12 protein-coding genes are annotated in these 18,485 nt (G+C 56.1%); 6 read left to right on the forward strand and 6 right to left on the reverse strand.

Going from position 1 to position 18,485, the window contains the following annotated elements:
* Positions 1 to 847: 847 nt before the first annotated feature.
* The gene (yidC, locus tag Pla52o_RS08900) at positions 848 to 3,271 is read left to right on the forward strand and encodes a membrane protein insertase YidC (RefSeq protein WP_231612203.1); all 2,424 of its coding nucleotides are present in this window, start codon (positions 848 to 850) and stop codon (positions 3,269 to 3,271) included.
* 184 nt (positions 3,272 to 3,455) lie between these two features.
* On the opposite strand, the gene Pla52o_RS08905 is transcribed toward yidC, so the two are convergent.
* Together Pla52o_RS08905 and Pla52o_RS08910 are read right to left on the reverse strand one after the other, a co-directional pair.
* Positions 3,456 to 4,703, reverse strand: coding sequence for a S1C family serine protease (locus tag Pla52o_RS08905; protein WP_390620850.1), 1,248 nt, complete (start codon positions 4,701 to 4,703; stop codon positions 3,456 to 3,458).
* A 373-nt stretch (positions 4,704 to 5,076) separates the two neighbouring features.
* Positions 5,077 to 5,490, reverse strand: a complete 414-nt coding sequence (locus Pla52o_RS08910; protein WP_146594269.1) for a TraR/DksA family transcriptional regulator — start codon at positions 5,488 to 5,490, stop codon at positions 5,077 to 5,079.
* A gap of 928 nt (positions 5,491 to 6,418) precedes the next feature.
* Here Pla52o_RS08910 and Pla52o_RS08915 point away from each other — a divergent pair.
* Complete coding sequence (locus Pla52o_RS08915; RefSeq protein WP_146594270.1) at positions 6,419 to 10,453, forward strand: FHA domain-containing protein; 4,035 nt, start codon at positions 6,419 to 6,421, stop codon at positions 10,451 to 10,453.
* Positions 10,454 to 10,458: 5 nt separating this feature from the next.
* Positions 10,459 to 10,701 carry a DUF202 domain-containing protein gene (locus Pla52o_RS08920; protein WP_197169122.1) on the forward strand — a complete coding sequence of 81 codons (243 nt, stop codon included), beginning with the start codon at positions 10,459 to 10,461 and terminating at the stop codon, positions 10,699 to 10,701.
* A gap of 137 nt (positions 10,702 to 10,838) precedes the next feature.
* On the opposite strand, the gene Pla52o_RS08925 is transcribed toward Pla52o_RS08920, so the two are convergent.
* Entirely contained in the window at positions 10,839 to 11,915 is a 1,077-nt protein-coding gene (locus Pla52o_RS08925; RefSeq protein WP_146594272.1) for a mannose-1-phosphate guanylyltransferase, read from the reverse strand.
* Positions 11,916 to 12,049: 134 nt separating this feature from the next.
* Positions 12,050 to 13,360: a hypothetical protein gene (locus Pla52o_RS08930; RefSeq protein ID WP_146594273.1), complete on the reverse strand. Its 1,311-nt coding sequence runs from the start codon at positions 13,358 to 13,360 to the stop codon at positions 12,050 to 12,052.
* Positions 13,361 to 13,640: 280 nt separating this feature from the next.
* Between Pla52o_RS08930 and Pla52o_RS08935 the strand changes: the two genes are divergently transcribed.
* Together Pla52o_RS08935 and trhA are read left to right on the forward strand one after the other, a co-directional pair.
* Positions 13,641 to 14,558 (forward strand): alpha/beta hydrolase, encoded by a 918-nt coding sequence (locus Pla52o_RS08935; RefSeq protein ID WP_146594274.1) that lies wholly within the window; start codon positions 13,641 to 13,643, stop codon positions 14,556 to 14,558.
* Positions 14,555 to 15,211, forward strand: coding sequence for a PAQR family membrane homeostasis protein TrhA (gene trhA, locus Pla52o_RS08940; RefSeq protein WP_231612204.1), 657 nt, complete (start codon positions 14,555 to 14,557; stop codon positions 15,209 to 15,211). The genes Pla52o_RS08935 and trhA overlap by 4 nt, the downstream gene beginning before the upstream one ends.
* Before the next feature lie 70 nt (positions 15,212 to 15,281).
* Here trhA and Pla52o_RS08945 read toward each other — a convergent pair whose 3' ends face one another.
* A complete protein-coding gene (locus Pla52o_RS08945; RefSeq protein WP_146594639.1) occupies positions 15,282 to 15,629 on the reverse strand; it encodes an ArsR/SmtB family transcription factor in 348 nt (115 codons plus the stop codon).
* A gap of 435 nt (positions 15,630 to 16,064) precedes the next feature.
* Between Pla52o_RS08945 and Pla52o_RS08950 the strand changes: the two genes are divergently transcribed.
* Complete coding sequence (locus tag Pla52o_RS08950) at positions 16,065 to 17,306, forward strand: hypothetical protein (protein ID WP_146594276.1); 1,242 nt, start codon at positions 16,065 to 16,067, stop codon at positions 17,304 to 17,306.
* Here the strand turns inward: Pla52o_RS08950 and Pla52o_RS08955 are convergent.
* The gene (locus tag Pla52o_RS08955) at positions 17,303 to 18,478 is read right to left on the reverse strand and encodes a glycosyltransferase family 4 protein (RefSeq protein WP_146594277.1); all 1,176 of its coding nucleotides are present in this window, start codon (positions 18,476 to 18,478) and stop codon (positions 17,303 to 17,305) included. The genes Pla52o_RS08950 and Pla52o_RS08955 overlap by 4 nt on opposite strands.
* Positions 18,479 to 18,485: the final 7 nt, after the last annotated feature.

Here is an 18,485-nt window from a genome sequence, read left to right on the forward strand (position 1 = left end):
ACCAATCACAGTCGTTAAGACGAAGAAATTCGCTACAACCCGCAAGGTTTACCCAATCGGCTGCGAAAGCCTGGTTTGCCTAACACGGTCGGTCTCGTGCGGTCCATCTAATGGAATAGGACGAGAAACGCGTCAAATTCGTTCCAAGTTTATAAAGGACGGCCATTTTTCGGCAAAAAATGTCGCATCTCTCGTCGTTTCGCTGCAACCGGGACGACGCACAACAAACATGCAGCCCGGAATCCACATCAGAAACAAGCGGTGGCGGCACGACGCGAGCGGCCAAAAACGCCGGGGGGATCGATCAAACAGGCCATGACGGGGCTGCTAAAAACTCTGGATTGACGCCGGTTTTGCTTGCACGGCGGTCATGCCATCGGCTCGCTTCCATTAACGCCAACGGCGTTAAAACACTCAGCCCAGGGTCGCGATCGCCCGTGTCGTTCCCGTTGCACCGCTAGTACCATCACGCGAAACTCGCGGAGACTTCAGCGGAGGGCCGACTGAAGTCCCCATACGGGTGCCATTGTCATAACCTTCAACCATAAAACGACTTAAAAGCGAGTCGCCCGGCTGCGGAAGGGGCGATGCGAAGCGACACCGGAGCTCGAAAACGAATTGGCGAAGCGATCGGCCCACTCCTTCTTCCTTCAAAACCTTTTCGTTCGCCTTCCCAAGATTAAAAAACACTGCCAGAATAAAAGGTTTACGCTCAAAGCTCTAACGCACCTCTCCCCCCCTCCTATCTCCTCTTTGGCTGGCAAACACTGTGGAACGGCGTCTACTCACTTTTATCATTTACTCCACAGCATTCTTAGCCATTTATGTGTCGTTACGACACTGGGTGATGCCTCCTCCCAAGCCGATTGCCAAGGATGAGCAGCAAATCGCCGCACCGCTGGAGGACGAGCCCAAGGACATTGCCGACGCCGATCTCCGCGACCCCCAATCCGAAAGCGACGCCTTAGCAAGCGATCCCGTCAAGGAAACGACCGAAGCCACCGAGCCGGGTGCGCCGCGTCGCCCTTCGAAGCCCCAGTGGGTGACGCTTGGGTCGATGGACCCCAACTCCGGTTATGTCATGCTGGTCACATTGAACAGCCTTGGCGGAGCGATCGAGCGGATCGAATTGGTCGAGCGTGAGCCAGGAAAAGGCAACCTGAAGTACCGCCGAGTCGATGTGCGCAGCGGATACATGGGCTACTTTGCGGCCACCCCGGCGGATGCTGCCGATGGAGTGGTTGTCAATGTCGTTGGCCCCGGAACCCCGGCACAAATGGCGGGCATCGAAGTCGGCGACATCATCACCGAGATCAACGGCAAATCGATCGTCCGACGCGATGACATCGATAGCGCACTGACGAAAACCAAACCGGGCGAATCGGTCAAGGTTGCCGTGCTGCGTAGCACAGCGTCAACCGCCGATACCGACGCGGACGATCCCGCGGCTCCATCGGACACGAGCTCGCTCACGTCCACTTCGCTCACCGTGAAGCTAAGTGAACACCCGCTCGATTTGATTCGACTCGCTCGCGACGGCGGCGCCGATCAAGTCAAAGGCAACGATTCCGAATTGTCCTGCTTGATGACATTGGCTCAGGTTAACCGCAAAGGGATCATTGTTGGCGACGAAGCGATCCAAGGCATTTCAGACCCAGCCAATTTGGTTTGGTCCATTGACTCGCCCTCCGCAACGACCGATGACGACGCGTTGCCAGCGATCGACGCCCTCACGTTCCGCCTCGCATTGACGGCAAATGAGCTGGAAAAAGCGAAGGGGGAAGCACTGCAATTGGTACGCACCTATCGATTGCCCAAAGAGAGCTATGTCATCGACATGGGAATCGAAGTGGAGAATCAAGGGGACCAGCCCCATGACTTGGCCTATCGTCTTGCCGGGCCCAACGGGCTCACGCTCGAAGGTTGGTGGTACAGCACCAAGATCAGCCCCAATTTTAGCGGCGCCGCAGCGCGCGACATTGTTTACACCAATGCAGCGAATCGCCACGAATTAGTCAGCGGTTACGACTTGCTGAAGCTGGCGAAGAAGCAACCCGAGGACCCGGATCAATCGCTCTTTTCGCCCGACTTGGACGAGAAGACTCAGGCGTTGAAGTACGTGGCGGTGGACGCGCAATACTTTGTCGCAGCCTACCTTCCCGAAGCTGGCCAGACCGCCTTTACCGACCTCCAACGCGTGTCGGCGGGCATCGTTGCTGACGCCGATAGAATCGAACGCCACAAGGAACGTGCGGTAAACACCTCCTTCTACTTGACCAGCAACGTTCGCACGGTCAAACCCGGAGAGTCGCTGAAACATAACCTTCGATTTTTTGCCGGGCCGAAAGAGCCTGACTTGGTAGAAAAGTATGGCTTAGGCGATACGATCTACTACGGCTGGTTTGCTCCCTTCGCGGTCCTGTTAGCGAGCCTGTTGCATGTCATCGGCGGCAGCATCGGAAACTATGCGATCGCCATCATCTTGTTGACCGTGCTGGTCCGCGGATTGATGTTTCCGCTCAGTCGCAAAGCGGCCATCAACGCTCAACGGATGCAAGAACTTGCTCCTGAGCTGAAGAAGATTGCCGAAAAATACAAAGACGACATGGAAGGCCGTTTGAAGGCGCAACGGGAATTGCAAACGCGCGTTGGTTTCAATCCGATGGCGGGTTGTTTACCGATGTTTCTGCAATTGCCCATCTTCATCGGGTTGTACCGTGCCTTGTCGGTCGACATCGAACTTCGTCAGAAAGCGGTTTCCTCCGCGACCAGCTGGGCCTCGAACTTGGCTGGCCCCGACATGGCAGCGTATTGGGGCGATTGGATGTGGGACTACTTGGCCGGTCGCGGTACCGGTTGGCTAGGCCCTTATTTCAATATCCTGCCGGTCTTCGTCGTCGGATTGTTCCTGCTGCAACAAAAATTGTTCATGCCACCGGCAACCGATGAACAAACCGCGATGACGCAAAAGATGATGAACATCATGACGTTGATGATGGGACTGTTTTTCTTTCGCGTTCCTGCCGGCCTCTGTATCTACTTTATCACCAGTAGTTTGTGGGGCATTTGTGAGCGAGTGCTGGTCAAAAAGACGTTGCCGGCCAAACAACACTTTGACCTCGGCGTAGTCGAGGGAACTGCGGTTCCGACCGTGAAAAAAGACAAGCCACTCACGATCGCCGATCGCATTCGCAACCAGGTCAACAAACCCGAGGAACCCGTCGAGCGACCGAACAAACGCCGTCGCCCCGACCTCAAGAAAAAGCGTTAAACGTCGCGTTTGCACCGGGCATGTTTGCACCGGACATGATTCATCTAAAACGCGTCGCGAAACGTTTTTGCGACGCGTTTTTTATTTGGCGTGACGCTTCTTTTACTCGCCCTTTCTGTGGGCTCGACGCGCTCGCGATCGCCCCCGTCGCCGCCCGAACTTACTCGGCGGTTCCCGCTGCAACCTAGTTGATATCCGTCAACGTGACCGAGGTTCGGTACCGCTTGCCGTCTCGGTAGATAATCATAGGGATGTTGGCTCCGATCGAGGTCAAACCAACGCGTGCGACAAGATGGTCATCGTTTTCGATCTCCAATCCATCGAACTCGACAATAATGTCACCGCGTTGCAAATGAGCCACTTCGGCGGGCGATCCGGGACGCACATTTTTGACCAATGCTCCCCCCTTTTCGTTGTAGCCGGCTGCAGCAAGGTCGGCGACCGTAAAATCGGGATCCAATGTCACGCCCAAGTAGCCACGCCGGAGTGCACCGTTGCGGACCAATTGATCTGCGACTTTGACCGCCATGTTCATCGGAATCGCGAAGCCGATCCCTTCGCTGCCACCGCTGCTGCTGGCAATCGCGGTGTTCAGGGCCACGACCTCGCCCCGAAGATTCAACAACGGCCCCCCGCTATTGCCAGGGTTGATCGCGGCATCGGTCTGAAAGAAGTCTTGCAAATCGATCCGTTGCTCGCCAAGCGACAAATCACGACGTCCCTTGGCACTCAGAATGCCGAAGGTCACCGAGTGACTCAGTCCAAACGGGCTACCGATCGCGATCACGAAATCGCCAATTTCCGTCGCATCGCTGTTGCCGAGTCGCGCGGCTGGCAAATCGATACCGGCAATCTTCATCACCGCCACATCGGTGCTCGGATCCGACAGCACCTTCACAGGATGAAATTCACGACCATCGTTGGTGCGCAGCAAAATTTGCTTCGGACTCGCACCGACAATCACATGGCGGTTGGTCATCACCCAAATCTCGTCGTGGATCCGCAATACCACGCCCGCGCCCGCCTCGTCGTACGATTCATTCTTCTCCGTCTTGTGGGCTTCAATGTGAATCACGCTTGGCTTGACCAAGGTCGAGACGCGTCGAACGAGATTCCCCAAGCGATCGAACATGCTGAATTCTTCAGCCAATTCGTTAAACAAACGTTCGCGTTGATCTTCCAACAAGGGCTGCGTGGTGTCTTCGAGCGAAGGCCGACGAACGCTCACCGAACGTCCCTCTTGGACAGCGGATTCTGCTGCCGAGCGTCCCTTGTCGTCCAATCCATAATTGGCGGCCGAAGGAGGCGACGTTGTCTCGAACTCAACCGCACGTTTGATGATGGTGGGGCCTTGTGCGATCACGTTGGGCGACACGCTCAACGCCAATGCGCATGCCACACTCGCTATCCACGACGACCGCCGCGAAGCCATCCGACCGCACATCGCCGCGAGCCGGGAACGACGGTACGAGACGGTCTGGTGACGGACCGACTCCGCATATTTTTTTGAAGGTAGAACCATAGCGTCGTCATGGATTGCAAAGAGGCAAAGTTAGTGAACGTCATCGCATGGAGAGGAGGTGACGTGATTGTATGCATCGACCATGGGGGGCGGCGAGCTTTGTTCGTTACTTTGCTGGCATCCCTGTGCGCTTCATGCGTCAGAATTAGTACTCTCGGCGCATTAAAAAACGGCCGAACATTCGTCCGGCCGCTTTTAGTTACAAACCGTATAACCAGTTTTTTAATTGGTGTAACCGCTACGTCCCGAGCCAATCCGGACATGACGGCCATATCGGCGCGCTCTAGACGGGGTCCACTTCCGCGTCCTCAAAGATACGATTCCAGTTTCCCGTTCCGCTGCCTCCGCTGGACATTTCGGATTTACGGCGACAATTGATACAATCGGTTGCGTAAGGAATCGCGCGCAATCGGGTCAACGGAATGGGTTTTCCACAATCGATGCAGTCGCCATAGAGTCCCTGCTCCATGCGGGCAATCGCTTCTTCGATCGCCGACAACTCGCGGCTCTCCACTTCAAGCAACTGGCTGTTCAACTCGTCCTGCATCGTATCGGCTGCGGCATCGAGCATGTCACCCGTTTTCTGCTGATGTAACTCTTGCAGCAAACTCAGGTCACCCGCCAAGGCGCGCGCCAGTGCGTCGCGTCGACGAACCAAATTCTCTCGGAGATTTAAAATTGCTTCTTTTCGTGACATCTTGGTAACCTCGCTCTATAAGGATCGATGCTCCCAAAAGGGGAGGCACCGTGCTTGCCAAAAACCGCTTGCCAAAAACCGCTTGCTCACTCAACACACCAATGCACGAACGTCGTTAATCGAACCTTCGTGCCATTTGCGGTTTCCTTCCGCTCTGCCTGACCATGATGTTGGTAACTGCATGGTCGTCCGCTTTCCCTCGCCTCGGCTTTTCAATAATCACCGGGCGGTTCTCAGGGCACTTCCCACTTCTTTGTGAACGTGAACCTCGTTGTGAACTCAAACTCACTTGCCGGCCATGCCACCCCATTAGCGGCACAGGATACTCCGCACGCTAACGGATAACGACGCCCTCACGCACAAAATTCACGGATGGTGTCGCTTCCCCCGCCTTTACGCACATACTGTTCCAAAAGTTCTCAACGGCAAATCAAATCCAATTTGCGGTCAGCTCGCCCCAATCATAGGAAGTCGCCTGAAGATGTCCTCCTCAACGAGCCCTCTTTCCTCGCATTGAAATCGATTTGCCCTGCCGAAGCACGTGAATATAGCGGTCCCACCGAATAACACACCCCCCATAAGAATTGGTATGTGAAGGGGACATTTGAAATCTCGCTTCGCGATCGAGTCGAGGCGGAAACGCGGCGAACGGCTTCAAACTGCCATTCTGGCTAAATTTTGACCATTGAATCGATAAATTTGGCATCACCCACCCAATTAGATTAACCGTAACAACTCCTCAAGTCCGAACTAGATCATGTGCAAACCTAGTGCGACACGGATGGATCAACGCGCGACTTTTGCCAGCAATCACGAATCCCGCTAACTGCCCCCCAATGGTTCTAACGCCGTGGGGCCGTTTACTGGCGGGGGGGGCACTTGTCAACGCAACCACCCGCTACCAACACGATGCAAAGGGACATGGACGGTGAATTCGGACCACACGAGCGATACAGCCCACGTACCAGACGACCACTACGCCTTTGGTTCGTTACGCGAAGAATCCTACATTGCGCCCCACGAGGATGCGCCGACGACGCCCGACGCGTCGTCGTTGTTCGGTTCACAATCCTTCCGTGACGATTCACTCGAGGGCCAATACAGCTCGCTTGATGTCAGCGTGGGGCAGGTCTCATCGCTTTCCGCCTCGGGCACTAGCTTGTTGAGCAAGCCGATCGAAACCGATGCGATGGAGTTTCGCGTCATCACCGCAGGTTCGCCCGTTCGTCGTTTGCGATTGACGGGAAATCGCTACACGTTTGGAAGTGCCCACGGTTGCTCGATTCAACTCGGCGATCGCACGTTGCGGCCGATGCACGCGGTATTGATCCGTGACGCCAATCGCATTCTCGTGCGCGCCTATTCGACTCCGATCGAAGTCAACCAAGTGCGAACCACCGAGGCCACTTTGCTCGTTGGTGACGTGATGCGCATGGGCAATTATCAATTCGAATTGCTCGCGTCAACGAAAACAAGCGTCCCCTCGATCTCATCAGATCGTTTTCAAAACCGCAGTGTCACCACTTCGATCGATTCGTTTAGCGACAAATCGGTGACGGACACACCGTTTGCTAAACGCGACGCGCATCCTCTTGGGCAACTCAACAGCACGATTGCCGCGGGGGTCTATCCACCCTCGAGCCCAACGCATGCGGGCCGTGATCTTCCTTCGAACGCGCCGATCGCCGAGGATACGGCATGGCGTGAACAACTGCGTCGTGAAGTTCAACAATGGCGAAAACGGCAGGAGGATTGTGAGCGACGCGAATCCCATTGCTCCGAACGTGAGCATCAACTTCGCGGCCGTGAGACGGAACTTTGGTCTCGTGCCGAAGACCTTTACAAACGTGAAGCACGACTGCTTACCGAAGAAACCAGTGCGCGATCGATTCAATCCAAGTATGAGCAAAAGCAAGCCGAAGTCGCTCGGCTTGTCGAAGAGAACGAAACGCATCAACGTAATTTCGCTAAACGTGAGCTCGAATTTCAAAGCCTCGAAGCGAACTATCGTCGTCAAGTCGAAGAGGCTTCGCGACAACTAACTCAGTCTCAAGAGCAGGCCAAAGCGGCGACCGATGCGATTCATCGCATGCGTGAGCAATTCAACACACTCAACGACCAGCTTGAGACGCTATCGGCCAACCAAGAAATCCTGACTCGCGAAGAAATTCAAAATCGCGAAGCGCATCAACGGATTCAACGCGAGCTCGAAGAATCACGCAACGATGCACTCCAAGAACACGCAAAAAGCGAACAGCGTCGCGCTGCAGCCGAATCGCGACTGGCCGAAGTCACCCACGAGCTCGAAGCGATCCGCAGCCAACGCGAAGCAGAGCAACAGGCCGTAGCAGAGAGCGAAGTGCTCGCGCAACAACTGCGTGACCAAATCGAAGAATTGCAACAAGCCGTGTTCCGCGCCAGCGAAGAATCAACGGAACTACGCAACAACTATAGCGAAGCTCGCCAAACCATCGAGCGTCTCGAATCATTCGTTGCCGAAAGCGGATCGCGACACGAATCCGATCGCGGCAGTTGGAACGCCGAAGCAGACCAACTCAATCAATCGGTCGAAGCCTTGGCGATCGAGCTTGCCAACGCCCATCGCGAATTGGCGGAGTTGCGAGACGTCAACAATGATCTAAGCGATCGTATCGACGAATTGCAAACGCAACGGGACCACGCCCTGGCCGAAGTCCAAGTGCGTCCTACCTCCGAAGCGTTCGATTTGGTGTCCGCCGAACTCGGTGTCACCACCGACCAACTCAGCCGCATGCGAACCCAATACGAAGAAGCGATCGCTGAGCTTCAAAACTCGTTCAACGCTCCGGACGTCGTCGACCTCGCTTCGGCTTCCGACCCCGCTGAAGCTTCGTTGCGATCCCCATCACGAACCGACGATGATTGCGTCGCGGGAGAGCCTCGTGCTCCTGAATCTTCGCTGGCTCCGGAATCTTCACTTGATTCACACGACATGCCACTCGCCGAGGAGCAACTCGTCGAGAGCCCGTCGGCGGATGTCCGAGAAGCGTTCCACGCCAGCGACGAAGGGAACGTTCGCGCACATCACGTTGAAACACCGCCATCGCTCACCGACATCGAAGGCGATCATGAAGCTTGGCCGACCTACGAAACAACGGAATCAACACGGGTTAGCGACCACAGCCAACCTGCTGCACCCGGTGAGCAAGCGCAATGGTTGATCGAGGAATCACTCGACAACGAGCCCACTTCGAACCTCGACGCGAGTGCGTCCTCGCTCGATGCCGTCGACGACGAAGCCGTTGACGACGATGCTCAAGTCGACGATGCCCAAGTCGACAACGTAGACCAACCGATCCGCGATGATTCAATCGCTGCACAAGATGATTCCGACGTCGAACATTCGCAGGAACATTCGCACGAGGATGATCGGAGGGCAGAAGATGCGTTGAGAGCAGATGCCTCGATCACCGCTGCTTCACGCGAAGAACTCACGCACGACGAGGGCGATTCGGCGACCCACTGGGGCACTCCTTCGGAATCGTATGATCCCGTGGATCCGAACGCCGTATCGACGGCGGATCCCTACGATTCACCATCGGAAAATCAATGGGCTGCTCCATCGCAATTGCTCGACGATTCTGCGCCACAATCCTTCACCGACGAGCCCGCGATCGGTAGCATCGATGACTCCCTCGTCGACGCTGCAGACGAGTCACACGTCACAGCCAGCAGCTGGTCAACTCCTTCACATCGTTTCGAAGACGAAGTCCAAGTCGACGAAGTCCAAGTTGACGAAGTAGCCGTCCACGAAGAAGTGGTCTCTGAGCAAGCTCCTTTCGACGAACCTCTCTCCTACGGCGAGATGGGCTCGTTGGCAAGCCAATTGATCCAAGATATCGAAGCGGAAAAGCTTGGTGAGGCCCCATTCGGTCATCACGACACCGACGGGTCACCGGAAGCGTCCGACGAAGAACGGATGCCGATTGACGCCACTGCGATGATGAACGGAGTTGCCGAAGAAGAAGCACTCGATGGTGAAGCGGAACTCGATGGCGAAGCGGAACGAGACGACCTCGACCCGCAGGCCCGCGACATGGAAGCGGTTGCAGAATCGATCGAGCACACCCGTGCATGGACTTACTCGGACGATTTGACCCGCGACGACGATGACGTTGAATCGATGGACCAAGCGGACTCGGCTGCCGCGATCGACGAAGCGCATGCCGAGAACCACCAAGCGGATGACGCGGTGGTCTTGACCCATGATTCAACCTCGTCGACTAGCGACAACGCGCCCCAAGCCTCCTCGTCCGACCCCGAGGAAGACGAAGATTCAATCGAAGCGTACATGAATCGATTGTTGAAGCGGGTCCACGGCGAATCAAATCAACCGCGAGAATCGAGCTCGGCAAACCTCTCCGCGAGCCCTGCTAATGCAACGCCATCCACGCTTTCCCCCAACCCAACGACGACTCTAGCGACAACGACCGCAACGGCATTAGCGACGGCCACGGAACCGGAACAGCCCGATTTCATGGATGCCGACGAACCCATGGTCCCCCGTTCCCAGGCCCCGGAACGAACCAGCAACCTATCTGCGATGCGTGAATTAGCGAACCAGTCGGCTCGCAATGCCATCTCGCAAAGCACGCGTGTGCAAACGCGTGACACTCAGCTCAAAGCGATGTCCAAGTTCGCTCAAATGGGTGTCGCATTGATTTGTGCCGCCGCGATGGTCTTTTTCACCACGTGGTCCCTTCGCTACGTTGCCGCGATTGCCATCGTGGTCATCGGCATTGTTTGTTTCAATGAAGGGCTCACCCTGCTAGCGGACGCCAAGAAGCGGCTACAGGCGATCGAGGCCGACGCCGCGCGTAAAGCGGAACAAGAGGCTCCAAGCGAAGAAGAACTCAAAGCCAAAGCGGAACTCGAAGCCAAACTTGAGGCGAAGCTTGACCGCGTGACCCAACCGAAGAAGTGATCTGTGTGGACAAGCAAACGAGCAGCGAAGACCTGAATTTAATTCGCACCGACCTCGCCAATGAGCGAACCTTGTTGGCTTACGGCCGAACCGCACTGATGGTGGCGGGAACCGGAGTCTCGGTCTTAAAGTTCTTTTCCGAGATGCTGTACTATCAAATCATCGGCTGGTCTTTGATTGCGATTGGGCTGATCATCGGCGTCATCGGGGCGGAGAGATTCGTAAGACTCAGTCGCCGATTGCACTGAGCCCGCCTTGCGGTTGAGCCTGTCCTGCCGTTGAGCCCGTCTTGCCGTTGAGTTCCGAGACCCACCGTACTCCCGCGGCGCGCGGGGGTCGTGAACGGACCACGCGACGCCAGCATGCGCTGCGTTACCACAAACCGTTACAACAAGCCGTCGAGCCCGCGTTCTCTCAGTGCTTTCGCGACCTCACGCACCCGTTCTTCGGCATGTTTCGGTGCAACCAAGGTCGCATCGGGGGTTTGCACGACAATCAAGTCATCGACGTCGATGGTCACCACCGTGTGGCCTTCGTGGGTGTGCACGATACAGCCTTGAGTGTCGATCCCAACGTGCGAACCAACGACGGTATTGCCATCGGCATCCGGTGAGTGCAAGCGAGTCAAGGCTTGCCAACTGCCGACATCATCCCAAGGAAACTCCGCCTCGATCACCACCACGTTGGGGTACTGTTCCATCACGGCATAGTCGATTGATTTCCCTTGGATCGCCGCAAATTCATGTTCCAAGGTCTCGGCGTAATCGTCTTTTCCGATTCGCTCCGCGATTGCCGCGATGTGCGCATACATCTCAGGTTCGTTTTTCTGCAACGCCTCAAGAATGGTGGATGCCCGCCAGAGGAAAATGCCACTGTTCCAATAAAACGATCCTGCATCGAGGTAGCGTTGTGCCGTTTCCGCATCGGGTTTTTCGCGGAACTGCTCGACCGCGAAAGCGGATGCTCCGGGTGACTCGATGGCGTCACCGCGTTGCACATAGCCGAACGACTCCGCCGCATAGGTGGGGCGAATGCCGTAGGTCACGATCCGCGTCGGATCTTGCTTGATCAAGGCTTCGCCAGCGGTAATCGCCTGCTGGAACGCCTGCTCGGACGCGATCACATGGTCCGATGGCATGACCACCATAATCGCATCATTGTCTTCGTGATAAACAAGCGCGGCCGCCAACCCAACACAGGGGGCGGTATCACGTTTGCACGGTTCACCGACGATGTTTTTGGCCGGCAAGGCGGGCAACTGCTCCGCGATGGCATCGACCAAAATCTTGTTGGTGACAATCATTTGGCGTGACGCAGGAACGAGATCGCCCAGCCGATCGACGGTGGATTGCAACATCGTCCGATCACCGTGCAACGAGAGCAACTGTTTGGGACGCAGCGTCCGACTGGCTGGCCAAAAACGTGTTCCGCTACCACCCGCCATGATCACAGCATGAAGCATGATTCGTTTCTCGTCTCTGTTGAAGGATTCATCGGTAACAAATTTACGTTTTCGTCAACGCGAAGTTGAAATTGGTCTGACAGCGTAGACCAATCGCGGCCGTAATGAAACGCCACCGCATTTTTCAAATCCACTCAGGGCATTGCTCCTAGCGTATCGCCCAACACGGTGATTGCCCAATCCGCGACCGGATTCAACCGCCTCGCCTGCGCGGCATCGGGCACAAAGATTCGCACGTCATTTTGATCAAGCTGTTGTAGATCGAGCGACGCGGCGCACCGCCATTCACGCTCTTGAGTCCAATCATACGTGGTTCCTTTGGCTTGAAAACGATATCGATCTTCCGACGCAAGCTGCTGACGATCCTTAGGGTCACCGTAGATCACTGGCTTGATCCCGATCCGCTTGGCGGCTGAGAGCCGAATGGCGATCCCATACGGCTCGTCGTCCCAGCGACCAAGGTGCGCACGAAATTTGCGACGCCGCAAACGGTCCACCAAGGGCACCTCCGAAAAACAAACGACCGGATACTGCTTCGCACTCGTGATCGCACTGGCGACGATCACGCCACTACGAACGATCCGCGCCAGCGACTCGAGTGGACCACGATTCCACTCGCAATCAATCCCTGCGGCAGGTCCACTTAACAATAAATCATCCTGATATTGATGTTCGCTCTGTCCGGGCCACGAACCAACACAGCGGCGTGTCGTGTGCGTCAACCATTCCCCATCGGAGCGAATCCAATCTTGGTCATGATGGATCAGCGTCGTCGGGACGACAGGTTCGGGAACAGCCTCCTGTACGCATTTCAATCGCGATACATACCAACCGATCGCCCCGGCGGCAATCAACTCCATTGCTGCGGAAGGTTGCCCAGGGATCACCGCGACGCGTGTCGAGGTATCGTGTAGTGTTTGAATCCGAGCTCTTAAACAGGCATCAATCGTCCCGCCACGTCGAACGTAAACTCCATCCACTTGATCCGCGATCGCAATCGTCACCGCGTCGCGTGAGAGCGAATCCGATGACTCGATAATACAGGGCTCGCGGTGGAGTGTTTGCGTGACTGCGCCGCGTCCCTGTTTCCTGTTGACGCATAACGTGGTGACCGGCACGTGGAAAAGCTCCGCAGCGCGAGTGACAAGCGGTTCGATCGCCGAGCCAGCCGCAACCAACACATTCGCCTGACGATGACGAAGTTCAAGCATCCGACGTGAGAGAAGTCGACAGACGCACAGGTGCAATTGGGGATCGCGACCGAGCCGGCTGGACGTGATCGCGACCAAAGAGGTCGCGTGGGAAAGCATTTGCGGATTTGAAATGGTCAGCGACGCAGGCGAGATTCCCGCGCACAGCTCAAGCCGATGCAGTCGCTGCTCAAAAAACGGGGGTAATTCGTCGACCACGTCGCCACGACCTCGGGCACGATTCGCAAAATTCAAACGACGAGCTTGTAATACAAACGTAATCTTAATGGATCCTTGGCCGCCCAGGGTTGCTCCATCCCAGGTCGGGCGGGGACAATCGGTTCACAGCGATGCCTCGCGACCATCGCCCCCTTGGTGAGTCGCAGCGTCTCTGCCCCCCCCCAAAAATGCATGCGTTCCCACTTTGCCGGTTGAATCGATTTTCCGAGTCTTTAGGATTTGCTAGCGACACGATTCACAACGTTCGAATCCTGAGTTCGTTTCCCTTTGCCCCCTGAATTATTCCGAGCACCCTATGAAAGCCATTCTTTACTCCCTGATTGCCTTTGCTTTCGGTCTGTTCACAGGCCCACTGAGTGCCAACGATCCCGCGTTGACTCCCACGACCGATGCGATCGTGAACATATGGCCCAACAATCCGCCGGCCTGGACTCCTCCTACACAAGCCGAGGGGAATACCAGCAATGCGAAGAGCCGCAACGTTGCTGGCAGACCCGTGATCCGTATCGGCAATGTCGCCCAGCCCCAACTTCACGTTTTCCACGCCAAAGCGGAGCTGAAATCCGATACCACGATCGTGGTGTGTCCTGGCGGCGGTTATTCGATTTTGGCCTGGGATCTCGAAGGGACCGAGATCGCCCAACGGCTGCAAGACATCGGGGTCACCGCCGTCGTGTTGAAGTACCGTGTTCCAACGGGCGGCGAAGACGAACGTTGGAAAGCCCCCGTCCAAGACATCCAGCGATCGATCAGCATGATTCGGGCTGGTGCAGTCCAAGGCGTTCCGAATACGCGAGTCGGCGTGCTCGGATTTTCCGCAGGCGGAAACGCATCGGCCCGAGCAGCCACAGCCAGCCAACGCATGTACGAAGCGATGGACGTGAATGACCAGCAAGACTTTGTCCCCGATTTCGCGGTCCTAGTGTACCCCGCTTGGATTGTGGAAAAGGACAACCCTTCAAAATTGATCGACGACATTAAAGTCACCGACCACACACCGCCCATGTTTTTTGCTCACGCACGCAACGACGGCATTACCTGTTTGGGAAGCGTAACGTTGTTCAGTGAACTTCAAAGACGCGGAATCAATAGCGCGTTGCATATTTTCGGAAGTGGTGGTCATGGTTTTGGTTCGCGCCGAAATGACCAAGAAACCGATGCATGGCCCGAACTTCTTACTCTTTGGATGCGTGACCTGGAATGGATCAAGTGAATTTTAAGGAAACCACCACGCTCGACCTTGGTGACGCTCCAATCAAATTGGACCAGGAGTGGGCGAACGCGCTGACCCATGGGATCGCCGCGGTGATCTCGGCGATCGCGGCAGTGTTCTTAGTGCGAGAAACCATCAACGTCAGCCAAGGGGCCGCGATCGCCTGTACCGCTTACATGGCATCGGTGATTGGGACGTTTGTCTCATCCACGTTGTCACACATGATTTTACGCCAACCGATGCTCGACCATTTGCGAGCGTGGGACCAGGCGATGATTTACACCATGATTTCGGGAACCTACACGCCGATCGTCTATGCGTATGCCCCCGACGGAGTTCGCCAACCGTTATTGATTGCGATTTGGGTTGCCGCAGCGATCGGTTTTTTCGGCAAAGTCCTACTCCGACACCGCGTCAATTCAATTGGAACGGTATCGTATTTGTTACTCGGATGGTTGCCTGCGATTCCCTTGGCGGGTTATGTCCCATCCGCTCTGGTGACATCCATGATCGCGGGCGGGGTGCTGTATTCGATCGGAGTCGTGCTGTTGATCAACGACTCCAAAATCAGATACCTTCACGCGGGTTGGCACCTCTTCGTCATGCTCGCAGCGACCTGTCACTTCCTGGGCATTTGGTGGTACACGTTTTAAACCCGTCACGTTTCAGCGGCCAAACCCGCCTCGGCTAGCCCCCTCGCCTCGGTTAGCCCCCTCGCCTCGGTTAGCCCTGCGAGCCTGATTCCGCGGGACCTTGCGGCTGCAAAAATCGCCCCTCGATACACGCCATTAACTGCTTCAAGTGTGGCTCGGCAACTTCGTAGTAAACCCGCCGCCCTTCACGCTCGCTGGTAAAGAACCCGCATCGCTGCATCAACCGCAGATGCTCCGAAGCGACGTTGTCGGGGATCTCACAATCGGCGGCCAATTCTCCCACGGTGTAGCGTCCCGCGAGCAACAATTGGATCATCCGCAAACGAACCGGATGCGCGATGATCTTCAAACACTCCGCCGCTTCTGTAAATGCCGATGTCCCCGCGTTGTTTTTTGCAGCTCCCCTGCGATTCGTCATCAATCGAGGGGGCGTGGTCCGAGACGCCGCCGCTTCAGCGGTGGCGGATTGGGTGGCCGCGATTCGCGATGTTTTCTTGCTTTTCATGAGAACCTCTCCAGCACCAAACCTATCGCGAGCTGACGAGGTGTCAAGCGATTGCCGTTTGCGGGAAGCGGAGGATCGCCATCGGGCTCACTTGCGATCCGCTACATTTCACAAAAACACCGATAAATCCAGCTGTTTTTCGGGGCGGTCACCCCCATCCTCTTCCGCTACAATGAAACGTCGACCAGCGAGACCTAACAATGCCGCGGCCCCACCCCCAACGGGGCTCTTTCCAACGCAGCCCCGTTCGCCCTCGCTTGGACGCAGCGATCGTGACCTATTATGGACAAACGGGGTTACCCCGAATCATCGACTGCCCCCACCTCCTATCACTGTCTTGAGAAAGAAATGCATTTCCGCACTCCTCCGCTCGCCGAGGCTTTGACGGCCGTCATGATCGGACTGGTTATCAGTCCCTGGCATGGCGTTGCTTCCGCTCAAGAGGAAGCATCCGCACAAGACGATCAAGACACTGCGATCGTGACCTCGGGAAGTTCGGAAACCGCGACGTTGGATCCGGAACTCAATCGCTTGATCGAGGATCTCGGTGCCAATTCGTTTGCCGTGCGAGAACGAGCCGCGAACCAATTGATGGAAAAAGGGCCAGAGATCCTGGCTCCACTACGTCAAGCGTCCTTACAAACCTCCGATCCTGAAATTCGCCTTCGCACCGACCAATTGGTTCAGCGGATGACCGCGGGGGACCTGCAAATTCGCATCGACGCATTCCTGTCCGGCGAAGACGTGGAGTTCGATGGTTGGATGCAAACCCAAGGCTTTATGGGCGATTCCTCGGGCGTTCGCGAGATGTTTGTCGAACTGATGCTTGAACATCCTGAAATCACCAAGTCGCTGGCGGGTTCCTCACGGGAACGCTTCGTGGCGATGGCCGCCGGCATGGGGCGCGTGCAAAACAAAATGTTCGTTCGACTCGAAGTTCCGAGTCGCGCGGATGTCATCGCGATGCTGCTTCCAGCCAACGATCCCAACGTTCCGGTCAATCAAGACTTTGAAAGCTTGATGATCTCGCTGCTGCGCAAGGAAGCGGCGAACAACTTGCATCGCGATGTCCAACTGGGCGGCCCTGTTGATGCGTTAGTCAGCGGATGGATCAACCGCAGCAGCTTGAATAATCGTGCGGAGATCTTGTTCTTTGCCATGAGTTGGGATCTGAGTCAATCACTACCACTGGCGCGGCGCACGATTGTCGATGCCACCTCGGTAGAAACGATCGCGATTGCCCTGCAAATGATCTCGCGTTTTGGCGACCGAGCCGATGCGGCTCTCGTCGCAGAGCGACTCGACGACACACGCGTGGTTAGCGAACGTGGTTTTGCACGCGGTGAAAAACAAACCACTCAAATTGGTGACGTCGCCATGGCAACGATTGCCTTGATTCACGGAGTCGCCCTCGCGGACATTGGATTCGAACGAGCCCAGCGTCATCCCACCTTTAGCTTTATGTTCGACGACCTCGGTTTCTCTTCGGAAGAACCCGAAAAGGGAGTGACGCGAAAACAGGTTCGCGAGCGGGTTGACGCCTTGCTGCAAAACAATGTCCATGCTCAAGAGGCGGTCGAACCAAGCTAGCGGGTCCGACAATGATCGGCGGCGGATGCGTAGATTTGCATCAAGGTTTCGTAATTCGCTTGGGCGGAAAACTCGGCTTCAAATTCGGCTCTGGCTAGCCCCCGGAGCTGATCGGCGGTCTCGCGACTTTGGCACAACTTGGCCGCGACATCCGATAACGCTTGGGCATTTCCAAGTTCAAATCGCAGTCCACCGCCCTCGGGACGGACAAGTTTTTTCAGAGGACCGATATCCGAAGCGATCACCGGAGTGCCCACGGCAAACGCTTCGACGATCGTTCGCGGAAGTCCTTCGTACCAAAGCGATGGCACGACCAGGAACCTCGCCGCACGCATCTGCTGGAACACTTCGTCCGCAGACTGAAAGCCGACGAAATGGATTCTTGGATTGTTGGCTGCTGCCTGGACGACTCGCTCCTTCATGGGCCCGTCGCCGACAATCCTTAAGGGCAAGTGACAACGCTCATCTTGCCATGCTCGGAGCAGCACCTCGATCCCTTTTTCCGAAGAGAGTCGTCCCACGAACAAGGCATAGTCGCCATCGCCGCGTCCGATCTCGGGCGCGGGATCGACAAAGTTCGGCTTCACCGCGATTCGTTCTTCGTCCAATCCCGCTTCGATAAACTTGGATTTTGCAAAGTCCGTCAAGGCGATGAATTTGTCCACATGATTGCGCCAACTGCCGATCCCGTGGTGCACCGCCTGCATCGCGACGACGGCCGTGGTGGCGAGCAAATTTCCTCGATAACATCGGTGCTTGATCGCGGGCAATGCAATTCGCTTGCCCAGACACGCTTCGCATACTTTCCCGTCTCGCAAAAAATACGAGTTCGCGCAGAGCAAGCGGTAATTGTGCAAACTTTGCACCACCGGTACTCGTTGGCGATTACACGCGTAATAGATCGAGGGCGAGATTAACGGGAACGTGTTGGTGCAATGAACCAACTCGATGCGTTCACGCTTGATCTTTTCACGGATGATTCGCGTGGTCGCGGGGTTCCATATCGTTTGACCGGCGACCAACACCGCGTTGAGGCCGCCGATCCCATCGTTGTTACGCGTGTAGCGGATAACGGTGTGACCGTGCTTTTCCAGCAACTCGGCTTCTTCTGCGAAACAACTGTCTTCGCCACCGGCATGTTGATAGTAGTTGTGACATAACAGAATTCGCATGAAGCAT

The sequence above is a fragment of the Novipirellula galeiformis genome (genome assembly GCF_007860095.1).
Lineage (GTDB): Bacteria > Planctomycetota > Planctomycetia > Pirellulales > Pirellulaceae > Novipirellula > Novipirellula galeiformis.

What these genes read in the sequence shown, in the direction of transcription:
- yidC (WP_231612203.1), top strand. Translation starts at nt 848, where the DNA reads ATGCCTCCTCCCAAGCCGATTGCCAAGGATGAGCAGCAAATCGCCGCA.
- Pla52o_RS08905 (WP_390620850.1), bottom strand. Translation starts at nt 4,703, where the DNA reads ATGGCTTCGCGGCGGTCGTCGTGGATAGCGAGTGTGGCATGCGCATTG.
- Pla52o_RS08910 (WP_146594269.1), bottom strand. Translation starts at nt 5,490, where the DNA reads ATGTCACGAAAAGAAGCAATTTTAAATCTCCGAGAGAATTTGGTTCGT.
- Pla52o_RS08925 (WP_146594272.1), bottom strand. Translation starts at nt 11,915, where the DNA reads ATGCTTCATGCTGTGATCATGGCGGGTGGTAGCGGAACACGTTTTTGG.
- Pla52o_RS08935 (WP_146594274.1), top strand. Translation starts at nt 13,641, where the DNA reads ATGAAAGCCATTCTTTACTCCCTGATTGCCTTTGCTTTCGGTCTGTTC.
- Pla52o_RS08945 (WP_146594639.1), bottom strand. Translation starts at nt 15,629, where the DNA reads ATGACGAATCGCAGGGGAGCTGCAAAAAACAACGCGGGGACATCGGCA.
- Pla52o_RS08950 (WP_146594276.1), top strand. Translation starts at nt 16,065, where the DNA reads ATGCATTTCCGCACTCCTCCGCTCGCCGAGGCTTTGACGGCCGTCATG.
- Pla52o_RS08955 (WP_146594277.1), bottom strand. Translation starts at nt 18,478, where the DNA reads ATGCGAATTCTGTTATGTCACAACTACTATCAACATGCCGGTGGCGAA.